The sequence below is a fragment of the Kitasatospora sp. UYEF31 genome, from assembly GCF_057291755.1.
This window is the reverse complement of sequence record NZ_JBXAWK010000005.1, coordinates 13,944-30,688: the sequence shown is the minus strand read 5'-3', so window position 1 is coordinate 30,688 and position 16,745 is coordinate 13,944. Positions and strand designations below refer to the sequence as shown.

15 protein-coding genes and 1 pseudogene are annotated in these 16,745 nt (G+C 71.5%); 8 read left to right on the top strand and 8 right to left on the bottom strand.

The window, feature by feature from the left end:
- Positions 1-119: 119 nt before the first annotated feature.
- Positions 120-527: an NAD(P)-dependent oxidoreductase gene (locus AC0Z36_RS03760; protein ID WP_485461206.1), complete on the bottom strand. Its 408-nt coding sequence runs from the start codon at positions 525-527 to the stop codon at positions 120-122.
- Positions 528-553: 26 nt separating this feature from the next.
- Here AC0Z36_RS03760 and AC0Z36_RS03755 point away from each other — a divergent pair, with 26 nt between their 5' ends.
- Entirely contained in the window at positions 554-751 is a 198-nt protein-coding gene (locus tag AC0Z36_RS03755; protein WP_485461205.1) for a CGNR zinc finger domain-containing protein, read from the top strand.
- Positions 752-818: 67 nt separating this feature from the next.
- Positions 819-1,634 (top strand): class I SAM-dependent methyltransferase, encoded by an 816-nt coding sequence (locus AC0Z36_RS03750; RefSeq protein WP_485461204.1) that lies wholly within the window; start codon positions 819-821, stop codon positions 1,632-1,634.
- A gap of 61 nt (positions 1,635-1,695) precedes the next feature.
- On the opposite strand, the gene AC0Z36_RS03745 is transcribed toward AC0Z36_RS03750, so the two are convergent.
- The gene (locus AC0Z36_RS03745; RefSeq protein ID WP_485461322.1) at positions 1,696-2,751 is read right to left on the bottom strand and encodes a DNA polymerase Y family protein; all 1,056 of its coding nucleotides are present in this window, start codon (positions 2,749-2,751) and stop codon (positions 1,696-1,698) included.
- A 5-nt stretch (positions 2,752-2,756) separates the two neighbouring features.
- Positions 2,757-6,290, bottom strand: coding sequence for a DNA polymerase III subunit alpha (locus tag AC0Z36_RS03740; protein ID WP_485461203.1), 3,534 nt, complete (start codon positions 6,288-6,290; stop codon positions 2,757-2,759).
- Positions 6,291-6,510: 220 nt separating this feature from the next.
- Here AC0Z36_RS03740 and AC0Z36_RS03735 point away from each other — a divergent pair.
- Positions 6,511-6,669, top strand: a pseudogene (locus tag AC0Z36_RS03735) (SAM-dependent methyltransferase); the annotation flags it as partial.
- A gap of 191 nt (positions 6,670-6,860) precedes the next feature.
- Here AC0Z36_RS03735 and AC0Z36_RS03730 read toward each other — a convergent pair.
- A complete protein-coding gene (locus tag AC0Z36_RS03730) occupies positions 6,861-8,009 on the bottom strand; it encodes a Dyp-type peroxidase (RefSeq protein ID WP_485461202.1) in 1,149 nt (382 codons plus the stop codon).
- A 262-nt stretch (positions 8,010-8,271) separates the two neighbouring features.
- Between AC0Z36_RS03730 and AC0Z36_RS03725 the strand changes: the two genes are divergently transcribed.
- The gene (locus AC0Z36_RS03725; protein ID WP_485461201.1) at positions 8,272-9,708 is read left to right on the top strand and encodes a right-handed parallel beta-helix repeat-containing protein; all 1,437 of its coding nucleotides are present in this window, start codon (positions 8,272-8,274) and stop codon (positions 9,706-9,708) included.
- A gap of 13 nt (positions 9,709-9,721) precedes the next feature.
- Here AC0Z36_RS03725 and AC0Z36_RS03720 read toward each other — a convergent pair whose 3' ends face one another.
- A complete protein-coding gene (locus tag AC0Z36_RS03720; RefSeq protein WP_485461200.1) occupies positions 9,722-10,954 on the bottom strand; it encodes a hypothetical protein in 1,233 nt (410 codons plus the stop codon).
- Between the two features lie 418 nt (positions 10,955-11,372).
- Between AC0Z36_RS03720 and AC0Z36_RS03715 the strand changes: the two genes are divergently transcribed.
- Complete coding sequence (locus AC0Z36_RS03715) at positions 11,373-11,870, top strand: GNAT family N-acetyltransferase (protein ID WP_485461199.1); 498 nt, start codon at positions 11,373-11,375, stop codon at positions 11,868-11,870.
- A gap of 76 nt (positions 11,871-11,946) precedes the next feature.
- On the opposite strand, the gene AC0Z36_RS03710 is transcribed toward AC0Z36_RS03715, so the two are convergent.
- Positions 11,947-12,273, bottom strand: coding sequence for a rhodanese-like domain-containing protein (locus AC0Z36_RS03710; RefSeq protein ID WP_485461198.1), 327 nt, complete (start codon positions 12,271-12,273; stop codon positions 11,947-11,949).
- A gap of 37 nt (positions 12,274-12,310) precedes the next feature.
- Here AC0Z36_RS03710 and AC0Z36_RS03705 point away from each other — a divergent pair, with 37 nt between their 5' ends.
- Complete coding sequence (locus AC0Z36_RS03705) at positions 12,311-12,952, top strand: TetR/AcrR family transcriptional regulator (protein WP_485461197.1); 642 nt, start codon at positions 12,311-12,313, stop codon at positions 12,950-12,952.
- Positions 12,953-13,364: 412 nt separating this feature from the next.
- Here the strand turns inward: AC0Z36_RS03705 and AC0Z36_RS03700 are convergent, their stop codons facing one another.
- Positions 13,365-13,775 carry an arsenate reductase ArsC gene (locus AC0Z36_RS03700; RefSeq protein WP_485461196.1) on the bottom strand — a complete coding sequence of 137 codons (411 nt, stop codon included), beginning with the start codon at positions 13,773-13,775 and terminating at the stop codon, positions 13,365-13,367.
- A gap of 91 nt (positions 13,776-13,866) precedes the next feature.
- Between AC0Z36_RS03700 and AC0Z36_RS03695 the strand changes: the two genes are divergently transcribed.
- Entirely contained in the window at positions 13,867-14,181 is a 315-nt protein-coding gene (locus tag AC0Z36_RS03695) for an ArsR/SmtB family transcription factor (protein WP_485461195.1), read from the top strand.
- Positions 14,178-15,281 carry an ACR3 family arsenite efflux transporter gene (gene arsB, locus AC0Z36_RS03690; RefSeq protein WP_485461194.1) on the top strand — a complete coding sequence of 368 codons (1,104 nt, stop codon included), beginning with the start codon at positions 14,178-14,180 and terminating at the stop codon, positions 15,279-15,281. Before AC0Z36_RS03695 ends, arsB begins: the two co-directional genes overlap by 4 nt.
- Positions 15,282-15,411: 130 nt before the next feature.
- On the opposite strand, the gene AC0Z36_RS03685 is transcribed toward arsB, so the two are convergent.
- On the bottom strand, positions 15,412-16,545 hold the full coding sequence (locus AC0Z36_RS03685; protein WP_485461193.1) for a methyltransferase: 1,134 nt from the start codon (positions 16,543-16,545) through the stop codon (positions 15,412-15,414).
- Between the last annotated feature and the right edge of the window lie 200 nt (positions 16,546-16,745).

Here is a 16,745-nt window from a genome sequence, read left to right as displayed (position 1 = left end):
TTCCCTCTGCTTGCGTGCTGCGCAAGCAGGCGGAGTCTGGAATCTGGAGTCAGGGCCGGTCTCGCCCCGTCCCCGTCCCCGGCGCCCTCACCCCGTCCCGTCCCCGGCCGATCAGCCGATCAGTAGCCGACGGTGAACCGCTCGTGGACGAAGGAACCGTCTTCGAGCGCGTCGAGGACGGCGGAGGCGTAGTCGCCCACACTGATCCGGCTCTCCCCGTTCTGGTCGGTGATCGGGGTGTCGCGCGCCTCGGCACGGTAGGTCCCGGTCTTCTCGCCGGGGACCAGGTGGACCGGGGGCGGGCTGACGTAGGACCACCGGACGGAGGTGTCGGCCGTGCGCAGGATCTCCAGGGCTTCGCCCTGGTCCCTGGCGGTCTCCAGGTACTGCGGAGGGAAGTCGGGGGAGTCGACGATCCGCCGGCCCGGGGCGTACTCCAGGCTTCCGCCGCCGCCGAGGAAGACCAGCCGCGGGACGTCGGTCAGTGCCTCCAGCAGGGCCTGGGCACCGCGCGGCACAGACCCCACCCGCACCCTCCCGGCCGAACTCGCCGATGCCGCCACCGACCTGCTCACCGGTCCGTCGATCCGTGCGGTCCAGCCGATGCGAGGGGCCGGGGTGCCAGCTGCTGTTCCTGCCCCTCAACCCCCGTCGGCGCTGGTGCTCACCGGCGCTGTGCGGAAACCGGGTCCGGGTCGCCCGCTCCTACCAGCGCCATAAGACCGGCGGGCCGGGGCCGGCTCAGGTTTGAACCTGGTGGGCGGGGATCCGCGCACTTTCCCCGCCCCGCAGCCGGGCAACGCGATTACCGTTGACGCATGACCGGAAAATCAGGCTTCGACCTCATGGGAAACGCCCCCGCGCGGTACGAGCAGTACGTCGCACCTGTCATGGCTCCCTTCGTCGAGGCGGTCTTGGACGCTGTCCAGTTGCACCCCGGCGACGCGCTGCTCGACATCGCGTGCGGCACCGGCTTCGCAACCCGCGCCGCAGCCGTCCGCGTCGGGCCCGCCGGCCGGGTCTCGGGTGCGGACAGCAACCCCGGTATGCTCGCCGCCGCCGCGGCGGCCTACCCGCTGACGGAACAGCCCCCCATCGGGTGGCAGACCGCCGCCGCTGATGAACTCCCGTACGCGACAGCGTCTTTCGATGCGGTCGTCTGCCAGCAGGGCATGCAGTTCTTCCCCGACCTGGACGCGGCGGTCGCCGAAGCGGCCAGGGTGACCCGCCCCGGCGGCCGGATCGCCGCGACCACCTGGGCGCCGTTCAGCCGCTCCCCGTACCTCGAGGCGCAGTACCACGCCATCGACGCCGTCGCGGGCCCCGCCGTTTCCGATTCCAACGCCGCCGCCTTCGCCTGCACCGCGGAGCGCCTGTCCGGGGCATTCCGCGCCGCCGGGCTGCGTGAGGTGACCGTCGGTGAAGTCACCGCCGGGGTCCGGTTGCCCCGGCTGGCGGACTTCGCCCCGGCTTTCCTGTCCGCACTGCCCTGGGGTCAGGCGATCGCCGCCACCCACCCCGGCGGCATCGCCCTGGCGGGCCACCTGATCTGCAAGGCACTGGCGGCGCGCACCGGACCCGACGGCACGGCGACGGTTCCCTTCACCGCGGTCCTGGTCACGGCCACCCGTTGAGCTGGCTGGTCCGGCCGACGGGTGCGTCCGGAGGGAACCTGATCAAGAAACGGCCGTCCGCCTACGCCACCAGCACCGCCGGTCGTACCGCACCCGCGCTCCCGAACCGCGCCACCGCCTTGTCCGTCGCCACTTCCAGGCGCCTGGCCCGTTCCGCGTGGCTGTCCAGGGAGATCTGCACCGGCGCGTCCGCCGCCGACAGCAGGTCCTCGGCGCGCAGCGACACCGCCCGCACCCTGGCCCGTTGCAGGCCGAGCCGGTCGTACAGCCCGCTCACCGCCCGGACCAGCACCGGCGTGTGGCAGCTGGGTTCCGGCAGCGTCCGGCTCCGGGTGGTCGTCGAACGGTCGGCGTAACGGACCGTCAGGACCAGTGAGCGCGCGGCCTGGTCCTGCGTCCGCAGGCGCAGTCCGAGCTCCTCCGCCAGGGACAGCAGCGCGCGGTGGTGCTGGGCGGGGTCGAGGGTGTCCTGCGCGAACCGCCGTTCCGCGCCGCAGGACTGCGCCGGTGCGTGCGGCACCACCGGGCGGGGATCACAGCCCGTCGCATACTGGCTGATCCGGCGCCCGGCCGTCGCGCCGAGCAGGCGCTGCACGGTGGGCAGCGGGGTGTCCGCGAGCTGGCCGATCGTCTGGAGGCCGTGCCGCTGCAGCGTCTTCGCGGTGGCCGGGCCGACGCCGAAGAGTCCGGCGACGGGTCGGGGCCGGAGAAAGACCATGACGTCGTACGGATCGTCAGTTACCCGGGCGATGCCCCCGGGCGCGGTGCCGAGGGCCGCCATGGCGGCGAGCATGCGGTTGCCGGCGATACCCACGGTGGTGTTGACCCCGTACAGGGCCAGCACCCGCAGGCGCAGCAGCTGGGCGAGTTCGTACGGAGTGCGGCCGAAGTAGGCCAGCGCTCCGGTGACGTCCAGGTCGGCGGCGTCCGGCGGCAGGGCCTGCACCAGCGGGGTGATGTCGTGCAGGAGTTCGAGCAGCAGGGGGTAGACCTCCGGCTGGAGGTCGGGGGAGAAGCCGGGGGAGAAGCCGGGGGAGAAGCCGGGGGAGAAGCCGGGGGAGAAGCCGGGGGAGAAGCCGGGGGAGAAGCGGACGTGCAGGATGTGCCGCCCGGTCATGGTGGTCACCCCGCACTTCCGGGGCTGGTGTAGCCGAGTGCGGTCAGGTCCGCGGAGCGCGTCCCGGCCGGCTGGAGGTCGGCCCAGCGGTGCAGGACGGCGCCGTTGGGCATGGGGATGACCAGGCGCGGGCCGGAAACAGCGTCGGGCGTTTCACCTTCGGCCAGGCGCGGGCCGGAAACAGCGTCGGGCGTTTCAGCTCCGGTGGGCGAACCGCCCACCACCGGTGTGTCCCCGGCCCCGGGCCCCTGCGGTACGGGGCCCGCGAGCAGCCGGTGCACCGCGTCAACGCCCGCGTCCCGCCGCGCCGCGGCCAGCACCTCCAGGTCCCAGCACATCGTCCCGGTCACCGTCGCCCGCGGCCCGCGCCGCTGCACGGTGCCGCGCACCAGCAGCAGACCGGAGTGGAACACCGTGTGCGCGCACGCCGCGTGCGAGTCCTCGAAGAACGCCAGGTCGACCAGGCCGGAACCGTCGTCCAGTGTCACGAAGATGATGCGTTTGCCGCTGGCGATCGGCGGGGTCTGGGTGGACGCGCGGACGCCCGCGACCAGCACGCTGCGCCCGTGCGCCAGACTGGCCAGGTGCCGGGCGTCGGTGGCGCCGAGTTCGCGCAGCACCGTGTGGTGGCGCTCCATCAGGTGCTCGGACACGTCGATGCCCAGTGCCTGGATCTCCGCGCCCAGCGCCTCCTGACCGGTCATCTCGGGCAGCCCGCTGGCCGTGCCGGCGTCGGCTCCCGTGTCGAGGGAGAGCTGGCCGCCGTGGACGGGGCGGCCGCGGTGCTGCCGGTGCAGCTCGGCGGTCTGCAGCAACAGGTCCCGGCGGGTCAGCGGGCCGCGCAGGGCGTCGAGCGCGCCGATGGCCACCAGGTGTTCGGCGACCGGCAGGGCGGGGCGGGCCCGGGTCCACCAGTCCTGGAGTGAGGCGTACGGCTGCCCGGCGACCAGCCGCGCGGTCTCCTCGGCGGTGATGCCGCGCACCGCGGACAGGGCCAGCCGTACGCCCCAGGTCCCGTCGTCGGCCTGTTCGACCCGGTGGTCGGTGCGGGAGTGGTTGACGTCCACGGGCAGCACGGGGACGCCGTGGCGGCGGGCGTCGGCGACGATCACCCGGGACGGCCACATGCCCGGGTCGTGCTCCAGGAGCCCGGCGTACAGGGCCGCGGGGTGGTGGGCCTTGAGCCACGTGCTCTGCAGCGCTGGCACGGCGAACGCCACCGCGTGGGCCCGCGCGAAGCCGTACGCCCCGAACGCCGAGACCACCTCCCAGACGCTGTCGAGCACCGCGCGGGAGTAGCCCCGTACGGCGGCCTGGTCGAAGAACCACCCCCGTACGCGGTCCTGACGTTCCTTGTCGGCCAGGGCCCGCCGGGCTTCTTCCGCGAGGGCCCGGTCGCAGCCGGTCAGCACCGCGAAGACACCGATGATCTGCTCATGGAAGATCAGCACGCCGCGGGTGTCGCGCAGCACCGGCTCCAGGTCGGGGTGCAGGACGGCGGGCGCGCGGCCGTGCCGGGCGGCGACGTACTGCTCGGGCATGCCGCCCTTGACCGGGCCCGGCCGGAACAGGGAGATGTCGGCGATCACGTCCTGTACGGACTCGGGCTGCAGCCGGGCCAGGAGGTCCTGCTGGCCGGGTGACTCCAGTTGGAAGCAGCCGACGGTGTCCGAGGCCTGGAGCAGGGCGAACGCGGCCGGGTCGGCCAGCGGCACCTGGCCGCCGTCGTCCAGGTCGATCCGTACGCCCGTCGTCCTGGTTATCTCGGCCACGGCGTGCGCCATCGCCGACTGCATCCGCACCCCCAGCACATCGAGTTTGATCAGCCCGAGGTCCTCGACGTCGTGCTTGTCGGCCTGCACCATCGGGAAGCCGCCGGCGGCCGTCGGCATGACCGGAAGCCGGTCCAGGAGTGAACCGTCGGTGATGATCACGCCGCAGGGGTGCATCGCGATCCCGCGCGGCAGCCCGTCGAGCGCTTCGGCGAGCTCCCACAGCAGGCCGTACGAATCCGCCCGCGCGGCCAGCGGACGCAGCTCCGGCAGCTCCCGCAGCGCGGAGCTGATGTTGGCCGCCCGGATGTGCGGGAAGGACTTGGCGACCTTCCCGATGTCGTCCGGCGCGAGGCCCAGGGCCAGGCCGGTGTCCCGCAGGGCGTGCCGGGCCCGGTAGGTCTCAGGCATCGCGGTGACCGCGACCCGCTCGTGGCCGAAGCGTTCGAAGATGCGCCGGTAGACGTCCAGACGGCGGGCGGACTCCACATCGATGTCGATATCGGGCAGGGACGTACGGCGCAGCGACAGGAAGCGTTCGAACACCAGCCCGTGGTCCAGCGGGTTGGCGGTGGCGATCCCGAGCGCGTGGTTGACCAGGGAGCCCGCGCCCGAGCCCCGTGCCGCGACTCTGATGCCCATCTCCCGGATGTCGTCGACAACCTGGGAGACGGTGAGGAAGTAGGTGTCGTAGCCGAGCCGTCCGATGACGGCCAGCTCGTCGGCCAGGCGTTGCCGCGCGGGTTGTGAACCGTCCAGACCACGGCGTACGAGTCCGGCCTGCGCGCGTTCGCGCAGGGCCCGCGCGGCGTCCCCGTCCCTGACGCCGACGGTCTGCGGTTCGGGGAAGTGGGCCTGCCCCAGGCCGAGGTCGGCGACGGGGTCCAGGGTGCAGTCCCGGGCCGTTTGTACGGTGTCCTCGATCAGCCGCAGCGCCCGCCCGGGGCCTTCGCCGGCGGCGTGGGCGATGCGCTCGGCGGCCTGGTGCATGAGGGCGGGGGTCTTGAGCCAGCGCTCACCGGGGTCGAGCCTTCGGTGGTCGACCGGCCGCAGCAGCCGGGCGGCGTCGAGGACGTCGGCCACCTTGTGCTGCCCGGCGTCGGCGTAGCGGACGGCACCGGTCAGCACGGCGGGGATGGCGAACTGGTCGGCGAGCTGCACGGTACGGACCGCAAGGCGCAGCGAACCGGGCTCCAGGCCCTGGAGCCCGTGCCAGACCGCCTCGAGGCGGAGATTGTCGCCGAACAGGTCGTGCCAGGGGCGCAGGAGGCGTCCGGCGACGTCGGGGCGTCCGGCGGTCAGCGCGCGGACGGGTTCGGAGGCGGGGCCGAGCAGTGCCACCAACTTGTTGTTCAAACGGGCGCGCAGCATCGCCCAGGTCACGACCGGTGCGCCCGCGGCGGAAGCGTGCGCGTCGGAGACCAGGCGGCACAGGGCCGCCCACCCCGCCTTGTCCCGGGCCAGCAGGACCACCCGCAGCGGCGGCTCGACGACGTGGGCCCCGCCCCGGACCGGCGCGGGCTGCCGCTGCGCACGGGCCGTGGGCAGGACCGAATCGACGGCGACGTCCACGCCGAAGACCGGCCGTACGCCGTGGTCCGTACAGGCCTTCGCGAACCGTACAAAACCGCTGACGGTGTCGCGGTCGGTCAGCGCGAGGGTGTCCATGCCGCGCGCGGCGGCGCGCTCGACGAGGCGTTCGGGATGCGAGGCGCCGTAGCGCAGCGAAAACCCGGACGCCACATGCAGGTGGACGAACGGGGGCATGGCGGTGGCTCCGGTGTGCTGGTCCTGTCCGCCCCCGATCGGCAGATGGGATTACTTCACAGCAAGCACTGTAGACCGTGTTCGAAAGTTTGTGCGAATCGAATTCCAGGCAGGGTTCGGGCGATGATTAGTACAAATGTTCGGAATCGAATGGGGCGGGGCCGGAATCCGCTGGGGGGTCTTCTTGGCGTATCCGGTTCTCTGTCGGAATGATCTAGGTATGTCACGCACCTTCGACGAGCTCGTAAACGAAGCTGATTCCGTCTCCGTGGACGGCTGGGACTTCTCCTGGCTGGACGGCCGCGCCACCGAACAGCGCCCCTCCTGGGGCTACCAGCGCCAGATGGGCGAGCGGCTGGCCCGCGCGTCCGCCGCGGTGCGGCCGACACCAGGTTTTCGCGTACGGTTTTCCCGAGGTCGAGCGTGTCGTGTTCTTGTGCGAAGTAGCCCAGACGCAGCCCGTGGCCTGCCACAACGCGACCTGTGTCGGGCGCGGACGGATCCACAGCACCGCCGGGTGATCACCCTCCGGCCAGTCCAGCTGCCAGTCCAGCTGCCAGTCAAACGCCGTCAGAACAGGTCGTGGCCCAGTGGCCGGCCGGGGCGGGGTCCGGGGAGGACAAAGCACACCGCCGAGGCGGGGTGTTCGAGGAACGGGGTCAGCGCGTCGGCGGCGGCAAGGCGCCGTTGGACGCGGGCGAACAGCGCCGGGTCGCGCATGAACGCGAGGAAGACCAGCCCCTGGTCGGCCGGGTCCGTGTCGTAGGAGTACCCGCGGCGGAGCATCCGGGCGCCGCCGTCCAGGCGCGGATGGGCGACGCGGACGTGGGAGTCGGCGGGCAGGACGTAGGTGCCGTCGGGGTTCTTCGCGTAGAGGTCGGGATCGTCGTGCTCACGGGTGCGGCCGAACGCCGCACCCGTGTCGAGCCGGCGGCCGACGGCGGCTTCGCGACGGGCCGGGGGAAGGGCCGTAAACGGCGCGGTGCGCATGTGGATCCGGCGCATGACCAGGAACGTGCCGCCGCGGTGGGGACCTTCGGGCAGCCAGATCCAGCGGCGGATGTCGTCGTCACCGGGGTTCGCGGTGCCGTCCTTGAAACCGAAGAGGTTGCGCGGGGTCTCGCCGACGGGGGTGGGCGGCAGGAATCCCTCCTGTCGCCAACGCGGTCGCAGAACCGCGGCGGACTGCCGCTCCAGTGCGTCGGCCGTCGCGGTCGCTGTGTCGGCGTCGTCCGCGCACACCTGCACGAGGATGTCGCCGCCGCCGCGGTGCGGGTCGAGCCGGTCGCCGGGCAGCGCCGGCAGTTCACGCAGCGCGGCGGGCACGGTGAGCGGCGTCTTGCCGGCCAGCAGCGGGCCGATGCCGACCGTCGCGGTCAGCCGGGCCCGCGCACCGTCCCCCGCGGTCAGCGCGGTCAGCGTGCCGGTCCAGGCGGCGAGGAGCGCGCGCAGCGCCGGGCCGCCCGCGGGCCCGGCGAGTTCGGGCCGCAGGTCGTAGGCCACCAGAACCACCCGGCGTTGTTGCGGTGTCGTCACGCCTGCCTGGTGTTCGCCGTGGAAGCCCACGGGAGCCGCACCCCCGGCGGCCGTCAACCCCGTGGGGCGGTCCGCACCGCACCCCGCACCGCCCACGAGCAAGGCGGTCGCGGCCAGCAGTGACCTTCGTGTCATGGCGTTGTTCACAGCGCTGGTCACGGCGTTGTTCACGGCGTTGTTCACGGCGCCCCCCGCATACTGCCGACCGCGTCCGTGCCGCGAATAGGGTTCATAGCCTCGGTACGGTACACAAGGATTCGTGTACGCAATGCGATGGTTCGCCAGAGATATCCCGGTTGGTGCCCGGGCGCGGTGTCGGCGGTCCCGGCGGTTCCGACTCCTGGCGGCGTCCGTCGTGCTGACCTGCGGTGTCGGCGCTTCGGGGTGTGGGCCGGGCCAGGGCACGAGCGCGGATTCCGCCCGTTCGGAGCATTCGGTCATCCGGGTGCCGCAGCAGCAGCGGACCATCCAGAAGGCGGTGGATTCCGCTCGTCCGGGTGACCTGGTGCTGGTCTCTTCGGGTGTATACCGCGAGAGTGTCCAGGTCCGCGGCAAGCGCATCGTCCTGCGCGGCGTCGACCGCGACGGTGTCGTCGTGGACGGCGAGTTCAAACGGGCGAACGGGATCACGGTCACCGGTGCGGAGTCGGTCGTGGAGAACCTGACGGTGCGCAACAATCTCGCCAACGGTGTGCTGTTCACCGGTGTGACGGACCGGCAGTTGCAGGGCCGGGGGGCCGGGGGCGCGGGCTACAACCCACTGGACGTGGCGAAGTTCCCGCCGCTGCGCGGCTTTCGCGCGTCCCGGGTCACCGTGTACAACAACGCTCTTTACGGGGTGTACGCGTTCGACGCGCGCGACGGTGTCATCGAGCAGGTGTACGCGTCCGGGCAGGCCGACTCGGGCATCTACGTCGGGCAGTGCATGCCGTGCAACACCGTCGTACGGGACAACGCCGTCGAACACAACGCGGTCGGCATCGAAGTCACCAACGCGTCCGAGGAGTTGTACTTCCTCGGCAACCGCGTCACCCGTAACCGGGTGGGGATGACGGTCAACTCCAACGATCTGGAGGCCCTCGCGCCCCAGCACGCCGCGGTGTTCGCGGGCAACACGGTCACGGACAACAACGACGACCGCAGCCCGGCCCAGGCCGACGGCGGGTTCGGCATCGGGATCGGGATCGGCGGCGGTACGGGCAACACCCTGACGCGCAACCTGATCAGGGGCAACACTTCGGCCGGGGTACTGGTCACCGACGTCGCGGGACACCCGGCGACCGGCAACCGGACCACCGGCAACAACGCGACCGGCAACGGTGTCGACCTGGTCCTCGCGGGGGGAAGCCCCTACACCCCGGACAGTCAGCACAGGGCGGTGCGGGTGCACGCGCTTGTCCAGCGGGCCACTCGTGAGCAGCTTCCAGCGGAACGCTTCCAGCGGCTGGCGAAAAGCACGGCGGATGCCCTCGATGAAGCCTGGCCCGAGGTCGAACGCGATACCGGCCTGGCTCAGGCACTGCGGGCGAACACCGAGGTGCTGGCCGACCGGGCTGCGGACGCACTGTGGCAGCCAGGTGGGCACGGTGTGCTCTTCAGAGTCGGCCGCAGTCTCGGCGGATCGGGACTGGTCGCTGCGGCTGTTGAGTACTGGCGAAAGTTCTGTGAAACCGCGGAACACAAGTTGGGCCCCGACCACCCCGACACCCTGGCCGCCCGGAGCAACCTCGCCTCCTGGCGGGGCCAGGCCGGTGACGCGGCCGGGGCGGCCGCGGCCTTCGCCGAACTGCTGCCCGACTATCTGCGGGTGCTGGGCCCCGACCACCCCCACACCCTGACCGCCCGGAGCCACCTCGCCCACTGGCGCACCCAAGTGCGGTAACCTCGCCGCCGAGTCACCCCAGCCCCCGCGTAGTGTTCTCCTCCCACTTCACCCGCACCTTCACATATCGCGTAGCGAACGACCGCGACCGCGGCGCGTGCCGCGAGTGCACCGCGACCTGTTCGGCCGAATGCCCGGCGTCCAGCGCGGCGTTGATGTACCCGTGCCGCATCGAATGGCCCGTCACCCGGAGCTTCCGCTTGGCCTCGGCGCGCAACCTGCGGCGGCGCGCGGCGTAGACGGCGTCGATGTCGGAGTCGTCCACAGCCAGCGACAACGCCTCCTGCTCAGCGGCATAAGACTCGGCCGCCGCCTGTAGCTCCTCTTCAGTGGGCGGGACCACCAACCCCGCGGCAGTCGCCGCCGACTTGATGACCGTCCGTACGGTCCGATCGCTCACCCCACCGGCCCGACGGGAGTCCACCGGCGCACGGCCGGCCGCCGAAGCGCCGACCCGGCCGTGCCGGTCGATGCGCTGGAACAGCGGGCCCGACGCCGCACCGCCGGCCTTCAGCAGCGCCCCGCGCCACGCGGTGAGCGCCAGCACGGGGCACACCCCGGGGTCGTCCTGGGCCAGCAGCCGGACCGCCGTGCCGCGTCCTTCGACGTCGGTTTTGGACGTCCGTACGATCACCTGCAACGCCGGAACGGTCACCAGCCGGCCCGACTCGCGGAAACGGGCGACGGTTTCGGTGACGTCGTGCCAGTTCAGCGCGGCCGTCTCCGAGCACCGGGCGGCGAGGAAAAAACCAAGGAGCAGTACGGCCGCGTCCCGCGTCCCGCGCAACGTGCCCCGGTCGCAGGTCGCGACCATCGTACGGAGGTCCCCGACGGTCAGCGCGTGCGCCTGCACGGGGCCGGGCTCCACGTGTGGATCGTTGGCCTCCTCCCGGGCGCGGGCGGTGACGACCAGGCGCGCCAGCCTGCGGTCGGCTACGTCCAGCTCCTGGGCCATCAAGGCCAACGCCCCGGACAGTGTGCCCAGATGCGCCCGCAGCGTGTCAGCCGGGTGCGCGCGGTCGGCCAGGTGTGACAGGTAGTCAGGAACACTGCCGGGCTCCCCGGGCGCACGGCCGTGCGCTGCGCACCAGCGCGCGTACTTCGCCCAGCGCGAGGCCCGCGCGCGCCGCGAGTTGAGGGGGATTCCGGAGGCGGCCCGGCGGGCGGTGGACTCGTCGATGCGGCGTCCGGTCCGCGCGACGGGGAAGGGCGGGTGGACCTGCGTTACGAGTTCCGACTCACCCATCGTGAACATCCACCTCTCGCCGAACTTGAACCGTGGAAACGACTCCAGGCTAGGGCGCGCGTGTTCGCTACGGAACGCGGCCTTCTCCGCCCGCATCCACTACTCCGGTAGGAGGCGGGATCCGCCCCGCGTGCGTGATGTGGGCTACAAGATGGCGGGACTAGCGTCCTGAGTATGACGATTCGACTGTACGCCTGTGTACCGGACCTGGCCGCGAACTCCTTTTCGCCCCGCCTGGGCGCTGCCGGCCGCGCTCCTGGGATGTGCACTCGGCGTACTCTTCGTCTTCGCCTTCCTGCACCAGCTGTCGTAACCACTCACTGTGATGACCTGCCGAATCAGCGTGTCCGAACGGCGGGTTCCGGCAAGGAAGGTGTTCGGGCGCCGGCGCGGAACCCCGGCTGTAGCCTCGGCTCTTATGACTTGGCTGCCTGACGACTTCGTCCATCCCGACTACGTGCCCGTGCCCGACACCGCGCTTCACCTGCGGCCGATCCGGGAGGCGGACACCGTGCTCGACTACCCCGCCGTGATGGGCTCCCGGGAGCGCTTGTGGGAGATCTTCGGCCCGGCCTGGTCTTGGCCCAGGGAGACGATGACCTCTGAAGAGGACCGCATCGACCTGCTGCGGCACGAGAAGGAGATAGCAGCGCACCAGTCGTTCAACTACGCGCTGCTGGACGAGGAGGAGACGGCGATCCTCGGCTGCGTCTACATCGACCCGCCCGAGCGCACCGGCTCCGACGGCGAGGTCGCCTGGTGGGTGGTGGACGACCTCGTCGGCGGTGCGGCGGAGCGCGCGCTCGACGCGCTGGTGCCGCAGTGGATCGCCGCCGACTGGCCCTTCCAGCAGCCTCGTTATCTGGACCGCGACATCACCTGGCAGGACTGGCTCGCGCTGCCGCGCGCCTCGTGACACGTCCGAGGCGGTGCCTGGATCGTGTCTGCCGGATCCCGTCCGGGGAGGAGCCCGGCTCCTCCCCGGCCGGTGGTCAGGCGGATTCGATCGGCAGACCGGCACCGGCCCAGTCCTCGATGCCCTCGCGGTACTTGCGGACATTGGTGTAGCCCAGCGCGGTGAGCCGGTCGGCGACCTGCCCGCTGTTCGGGCACGCCGCGTTGGAGCAGTAGGTGACGATCGCGGCGTCGCGGCGGGGGAGCAGGGTGGGTGCCAGCTTGTCGACGTCGTCCCTGACCAGCGGGACGGCGCCGGGCAGGTGCTGCTGTGCGTAGTAGTCGCCGCCCAGTGCGTCGAGCACGGTCACGGTGCCCGTGTCGATGGCGGTCTTCAGTTCGTTCCGGGTGATGAGCGCGGTCATGTCGCTGCCTCCAGAAGAATCGGACTATAGTCCGATTGTGCCTCATGACACTAACGGACCGCGGTCCGCTTCCGCAATTCCCCTGGAACTGCTGCGCGAGCCGCCCGCCAGGGAGCGGGCGGACGCGGCCCGGAACCGGGCCGCGGTCCTGGCAGCCGCCGCCCGGTTGTTCGCCGAACACGGCGTCGAAGCCGTGTCCATGGATCAAGTGGCCGCCGCCGCGGGCGTCGGCAAGGGAACCCTGTTCCGCCGGTTCGGCGACAAGTCCGGGCTGGCCGTCGCCCTCCTGGACGCCCGGGAGCGGGCGCTCCAGGAGGGAATCCTGCACGGCCCGCCGCCGCTCGGCCCGGGAGCGGCGGCCGGTGAACGGCTCGCGGCGTTCATCGACGCCTACGTCGACTACCTCCTCGAACACCTCGAACTCGTCCGGATGTCGGAGACCGCAACACCCGGCGCCCGCTACCGCATCGGGGCCTACCGGTTCTGGCACCGCCACCTGGCGATCCTGCTCGACGGCACGCCCGACCCCGAGCACACCGCCCACGTGCTGCTCGCCGGACTGGCGGCCGAGCACGTGGCCGCGCTCCTGCCGGAACTCGGCGAGGCGCGGATGCGCGCGGGACTCCGCCGCCTCGCCCGCGCGGCACACCTGACAGGAACCGGCACGTACGGCACCTGACGTCTATACGAACCCGCAGGTCAAGTCCGCCACAAGCGGAACCGGCCACGTTGAGGTGCCCCGGAGTCTCCGGTTACTCCAGTCACCTCGGTTACCCCGAAGCCTGCTGTGCCGCCTGTCACCCCGAGACCGCCCGTACTCCCGAAGCCTCCGACCTTGGCCAAGGCCGGAAGTTCGGTATTGCTGCCCCTGGCCGCAGCCTGCGGGTCGCTCGCTCTGGGCGGCCTCGCCTGGGTCGCCACCCGCCGCCGGACCCGCCGCAGCTGAAATGACCCCGGCCCGGGCAGCCCGGGCTGGTCACCACGCGCAAAGAGGAGCACCGGGCGGTCTGCGCACTACCCGGCAGTCACCTTCGGCGCCTGGTGGCCGAGGCCCTGAAGCTGGCCGACTACCGGCGGTCCCCGCACACGCGCTACGCCGGGTCGCCGGTCAGTTCCGCGACCAGGGTGCGGACCCGCTTCTCGATCTCGTCGCGGATGGGCCGGACCGCCTCGACGCCCTGCCCGGCCGGGTCGTCCAGGGCCCAGTCGAGGTAGCGCTTGCCGGGGAAGACCGGGCAGGCGTCGCCGCAGCCCATGGTGATCACGACGTCGGAGTCCCGCACGGCCTCGGTCGTGAGCACTGTGGGCCGGGCGGCGGAGATGTCGATGCCGACCTCGTCCATGGCCGCGACGGCGGCGGGGTTGACCTGGTCGCCGGGGACCGACCCGGCGGAGCGGACCTCGATCCGCCCGGCGCCCAGGTGCCGGAGGAAACCGGCGGCCATCTGGGACCGCCCGGCGTTGTGGACGCAGACGAACAGCACGGAGGGCTTGTCGGACATCGGGGGGCTTCCTCGTCTGGTGGAACGGCCGGGCGCACAAGACATCAGCACCCGCTGGTGTCAGTCAGCACTGATGTGAAAGTATCAGCCCATGATGACGTCAGTCGACACTGACCTGGTCCGGGTGCTCGCGGACCCGCTCAGGATGCGGATCGTGACCCTGCTCGCCCGCGAAACCCTGTGCACCACCCACCTGGTGGCGGAGACCGGCGCGCGGCAGACCAACCTCTCCAACCATCTCAAGGTGCTCCGCGAGGCGGGCGTGGTGGACACCGAGCCCTGCGGCAGGTTCACCTACTACCGCCTGCGGCCCGAGGTCCTGGACACCCTGGCCGGCTCCTTCGCGGCGCTGGCCGCCACCGCCCGCGCCACCATCGCGGCCGACACCAGGAGGTCCTGCCCGTGACCCCCGCCGAACCTTCGACCGTCCCCGCCGCACCGCCCACGACCGGCGGCGCGGTCGTGGCGAAACTCTCCACGCTCGACCGCTTCCTGGCTGTGTGGATCCTGGCCGCCATGGCGGTCGGCCTGGGCCTGGGCCGCCTGATCCCCGGTCTGGACAACGCCTTGAGCAAGGTGGAGGTCGGCGGCATCTCCCTGCCCATCGGGCTCGGTCTGCTGGTGATGATGTACCCGGTCCTGGCCAAGGTCCGCTACGACAGACTCGACGCGGTCACCGGCGACCGGAAGCTGATGGCCTCCTCACTGGTCGTCAACTGGATCGTCGGCCCGGCGGTGATGTTCGCCCTGGCGTGGATCTTCCTGGCCGACCTGCCCGAGTACCGCACCGGCCTGATCATCGTCGGCCTGGCCCGCTGCATCGCCATGGTCGTCATCTGGAACGACCTGGCCTGCGGTGACCGCGAGGCCGCCGCCGTGCTGGTCGCGCTGAACTCGGTGTTCCAGGTGGTCATGTTCGGCGTACTGGGCTGGTTCTACCTCGACCTGCTGCCCCAGTGGCTGGGCCTGGGCGACGGCGAGCACCTGGACGTGTCGTTCTGGAAGATCGCACTGAACGTCGTGGTCTTCCTGGGTGTGCCGCTGCTCGCCGGGTTCCTCACCCGCCGCTTCGGCGAGCGGAAGCTGGGCCGCGAGCGCTACGAGACGCAGTTCCTGCCGAAGATCGGTCCGTGGGCGCTGTACGGCCTGCTGTTCACCATCGTCATCCTGTTCGCCCTCCAGGGCGACACCATCACCGGCGAGCCCGCCGACGTCGCCCGGATCGCCCTGCCGCTGCTGGTGTACTTCGGCGTCATGTGGTTCGGCACCTTCGCGCTCGGCAAGGCGATCGGCCTGAACTACGACCGCACCGCGACGCTGGCGTTCACCGCCGCGGGCAACAACTTCGAACTGGCCATCGCGGTGGCCATCGGCACCTTCGGCGTCACCTCGGGCCAGGCCCTGGCCGGGGTGGTCGGGCCGCTCATCGAAGTCCCGGTGCTGGTGGCCCTGGTCTACGTGTCACTGGCCTGGCGCCGGAAGTTCACCACCGCGCCGGCGGCCTGACAGTCCGCGGCCGACGGCTGCTGCTGATCCGCTCCCGCGCGTGGGGGCCGGGACGCGTCGGGGTCCCGGCCCCGCCGATCCTTTCCTGGCCGGCCGGCCGGCGGCGGCCGGCCAGGACCGGTGGGCGCTGTCAGTCCCGGACGGACCGCAGCACCACGAACTTCGCGTCGCTCGCCATCACATCGCAGTTGCCGAAGAGCTTGTTCAGCTTCACGTGGTAGCCCAGGTGCCGGTTGCCGATGACCCACAGTTCGCCGCCGGAGCGCAGTGCCGCGCGCGAGCCGGTGAACATCCGCCAGGCGATCGCGTCGGTGGTCGCCTGGTGGCTGTGGAACGGCGGGTTGGTGAGCACGAGGTCCACCGAGCCGCGCGGCACGTCGGTCAGGCCGTCGCCGACGACGAACTCGGCGGCGCCGTCGGGGACGTTGTCCCAGAACGTCGCCTCGGCCGAAGCCACCGCCGGGTAGGACTCGTCGATGAACAGGATCTCGGAGTCCGGGCTGGCGAGCGCCGCGGCCGTGCCGATGACGCCGTTGCCGCAGCCGAGGTCGACGATGCGGTCGAAGTTGTGGCGCTGCGGCAGGTTGTTCAGCAGGAACCGGCTGCCGATGTCCAGGCGGTCGGCGCAGAAGATTCCCGCGTGGTTGGTGACCGTACGACCCGAAACGATCCCGATGTCGTCGGGCAGGGCGTAGCTGCGGGGCCACGAACTGGGGACGTGGTCGATCGTCAGGTCCGGCGTGCTGAAGATCAGCCGGGCCTTCTTCTCCGCCAGGGACGTCCGGGTCGGCCCGATGATCTGCTCGAACAGGGCGAGCGTCGAGGTGTGGATGTCCTTGACCATGCCGGTGCCGACGACGACGGTGTCCGCGTGGATGCCCGGGGCGAGGCGGCGCAGCTGGTCCTCCAGGAGGGCCAGGCTCTTGGGGACGCGCACCAGCAGCACGTCGATGCGTTCCGGCGGGGTGTCCAGTGTGGACAGGAGCTGTACGGATTTCCCGTCGGTCCCGTTGCGCTCCAGGTTGGCGACGGTGGCCTGCCGGGCGAGGTACGAGTCGGTGATCTGGACCGGCCCGTGGGCGGCGAGCGCGGTGGTCAGCGCGCCCCAGCGGTCGCCGACGATGACGACGGTGCCGGACACACTGCCTTCGATGTGCCGCAGGAGGTACTCGTCAGAGGCGTCCCAGGCGCGGTTCTGGTCCCGCGGGTCGGCGGGGAAGCGGGCGAGGTCGAACTCTCCCCATGACGTGGTCAAACAGTTCATCGTGCCCTCAGGTCGGCTTGGTGCGTGTGGGGCGATTATCTCGGAGGCCACTGCAAAAGCCCCAATCCCCAATCCCCAATCCGCGGGCGAGGTCGCGCAGCTCGACCGCGGAGAACCTGGCCGGGTCGGTGGTCTGGTGCCTGGCCGACGGTGCCGGACAAGGTGGAAACCCGTACGACGTAAGGCTGTTGGCTGGTTTG

Coding starts and splice junctions, on each gene's coding strand:
- AC0Z36_RS03755 (WP_485461205.1), top strand. CDS start 554: ATGCCGCCACCGACCTGCTCACCGGTCCGTCGATCCGTGCGGTCCAGC.
- AC0Z36_RS03750 (WP_485461204.1), top strand. CDS start 819: ATGACCGGAAAATCAGGCTTCGACCTCATGGGAAACGCCCCCGCGCGG.
- AC0Z36_RS03745 (WP_485461322.1), bottom strand. CDS start 2,751: ATGACCGGGCGGCACATCCTGCACGTCCGCTTCTCCCCCGGCTTCTCC.
- AC0Z36_RS03740 (WP_485461203.1), bottom strand. CDS start 6,290: ATGCCCCCGTTCGTCCACCTGCATGTGGCGTCCGGGTTTTCGCTGCGC.
- AC0Z36_RS03720 (WP_485461200.1), bottom strand. CDS start 10,954: ATGGGTGAGTCGGAACTCGTAACGCAGGTCCACCCGCCCTTCCCCGTC.
- AC0Z36_RS03715 (WP_485461199.1), top strand. CDS start 11,373: ATGACTTGGCTGCCTGACGACTTCGTCCATCCCGACTACGTGCCCGTG.
- AC0Z36_RS03710 (WP_485461198.1), bottom strand. CDS start 12,273: ATGACCGCGCTCATCACCCGGAACGAACTGAAGACCGCCATCGACACG.
- AC0Z36_RS03700 (WP_485461196.1), bottom strand. CDS start 13,775: ATGTCCGACAAGCCCTCCGTGCTGTTCGTCTGCGTCCACAACGCCGGG.
- AC0Z36_RS03695 (WP_485461195.1), top strand. CDS start 13,867: ATGATGACGTCAGTCGACACTGACCTGGTCCGGGTGCTCGCGGACCCG.
- AC0Z36_RS03685 (WP_485461193.1), bottom strand. CDS start 16,545: ATGAACTGTTTGACCACGTCATGGGGAGAGTTCGACCTCGCCCGCTTC.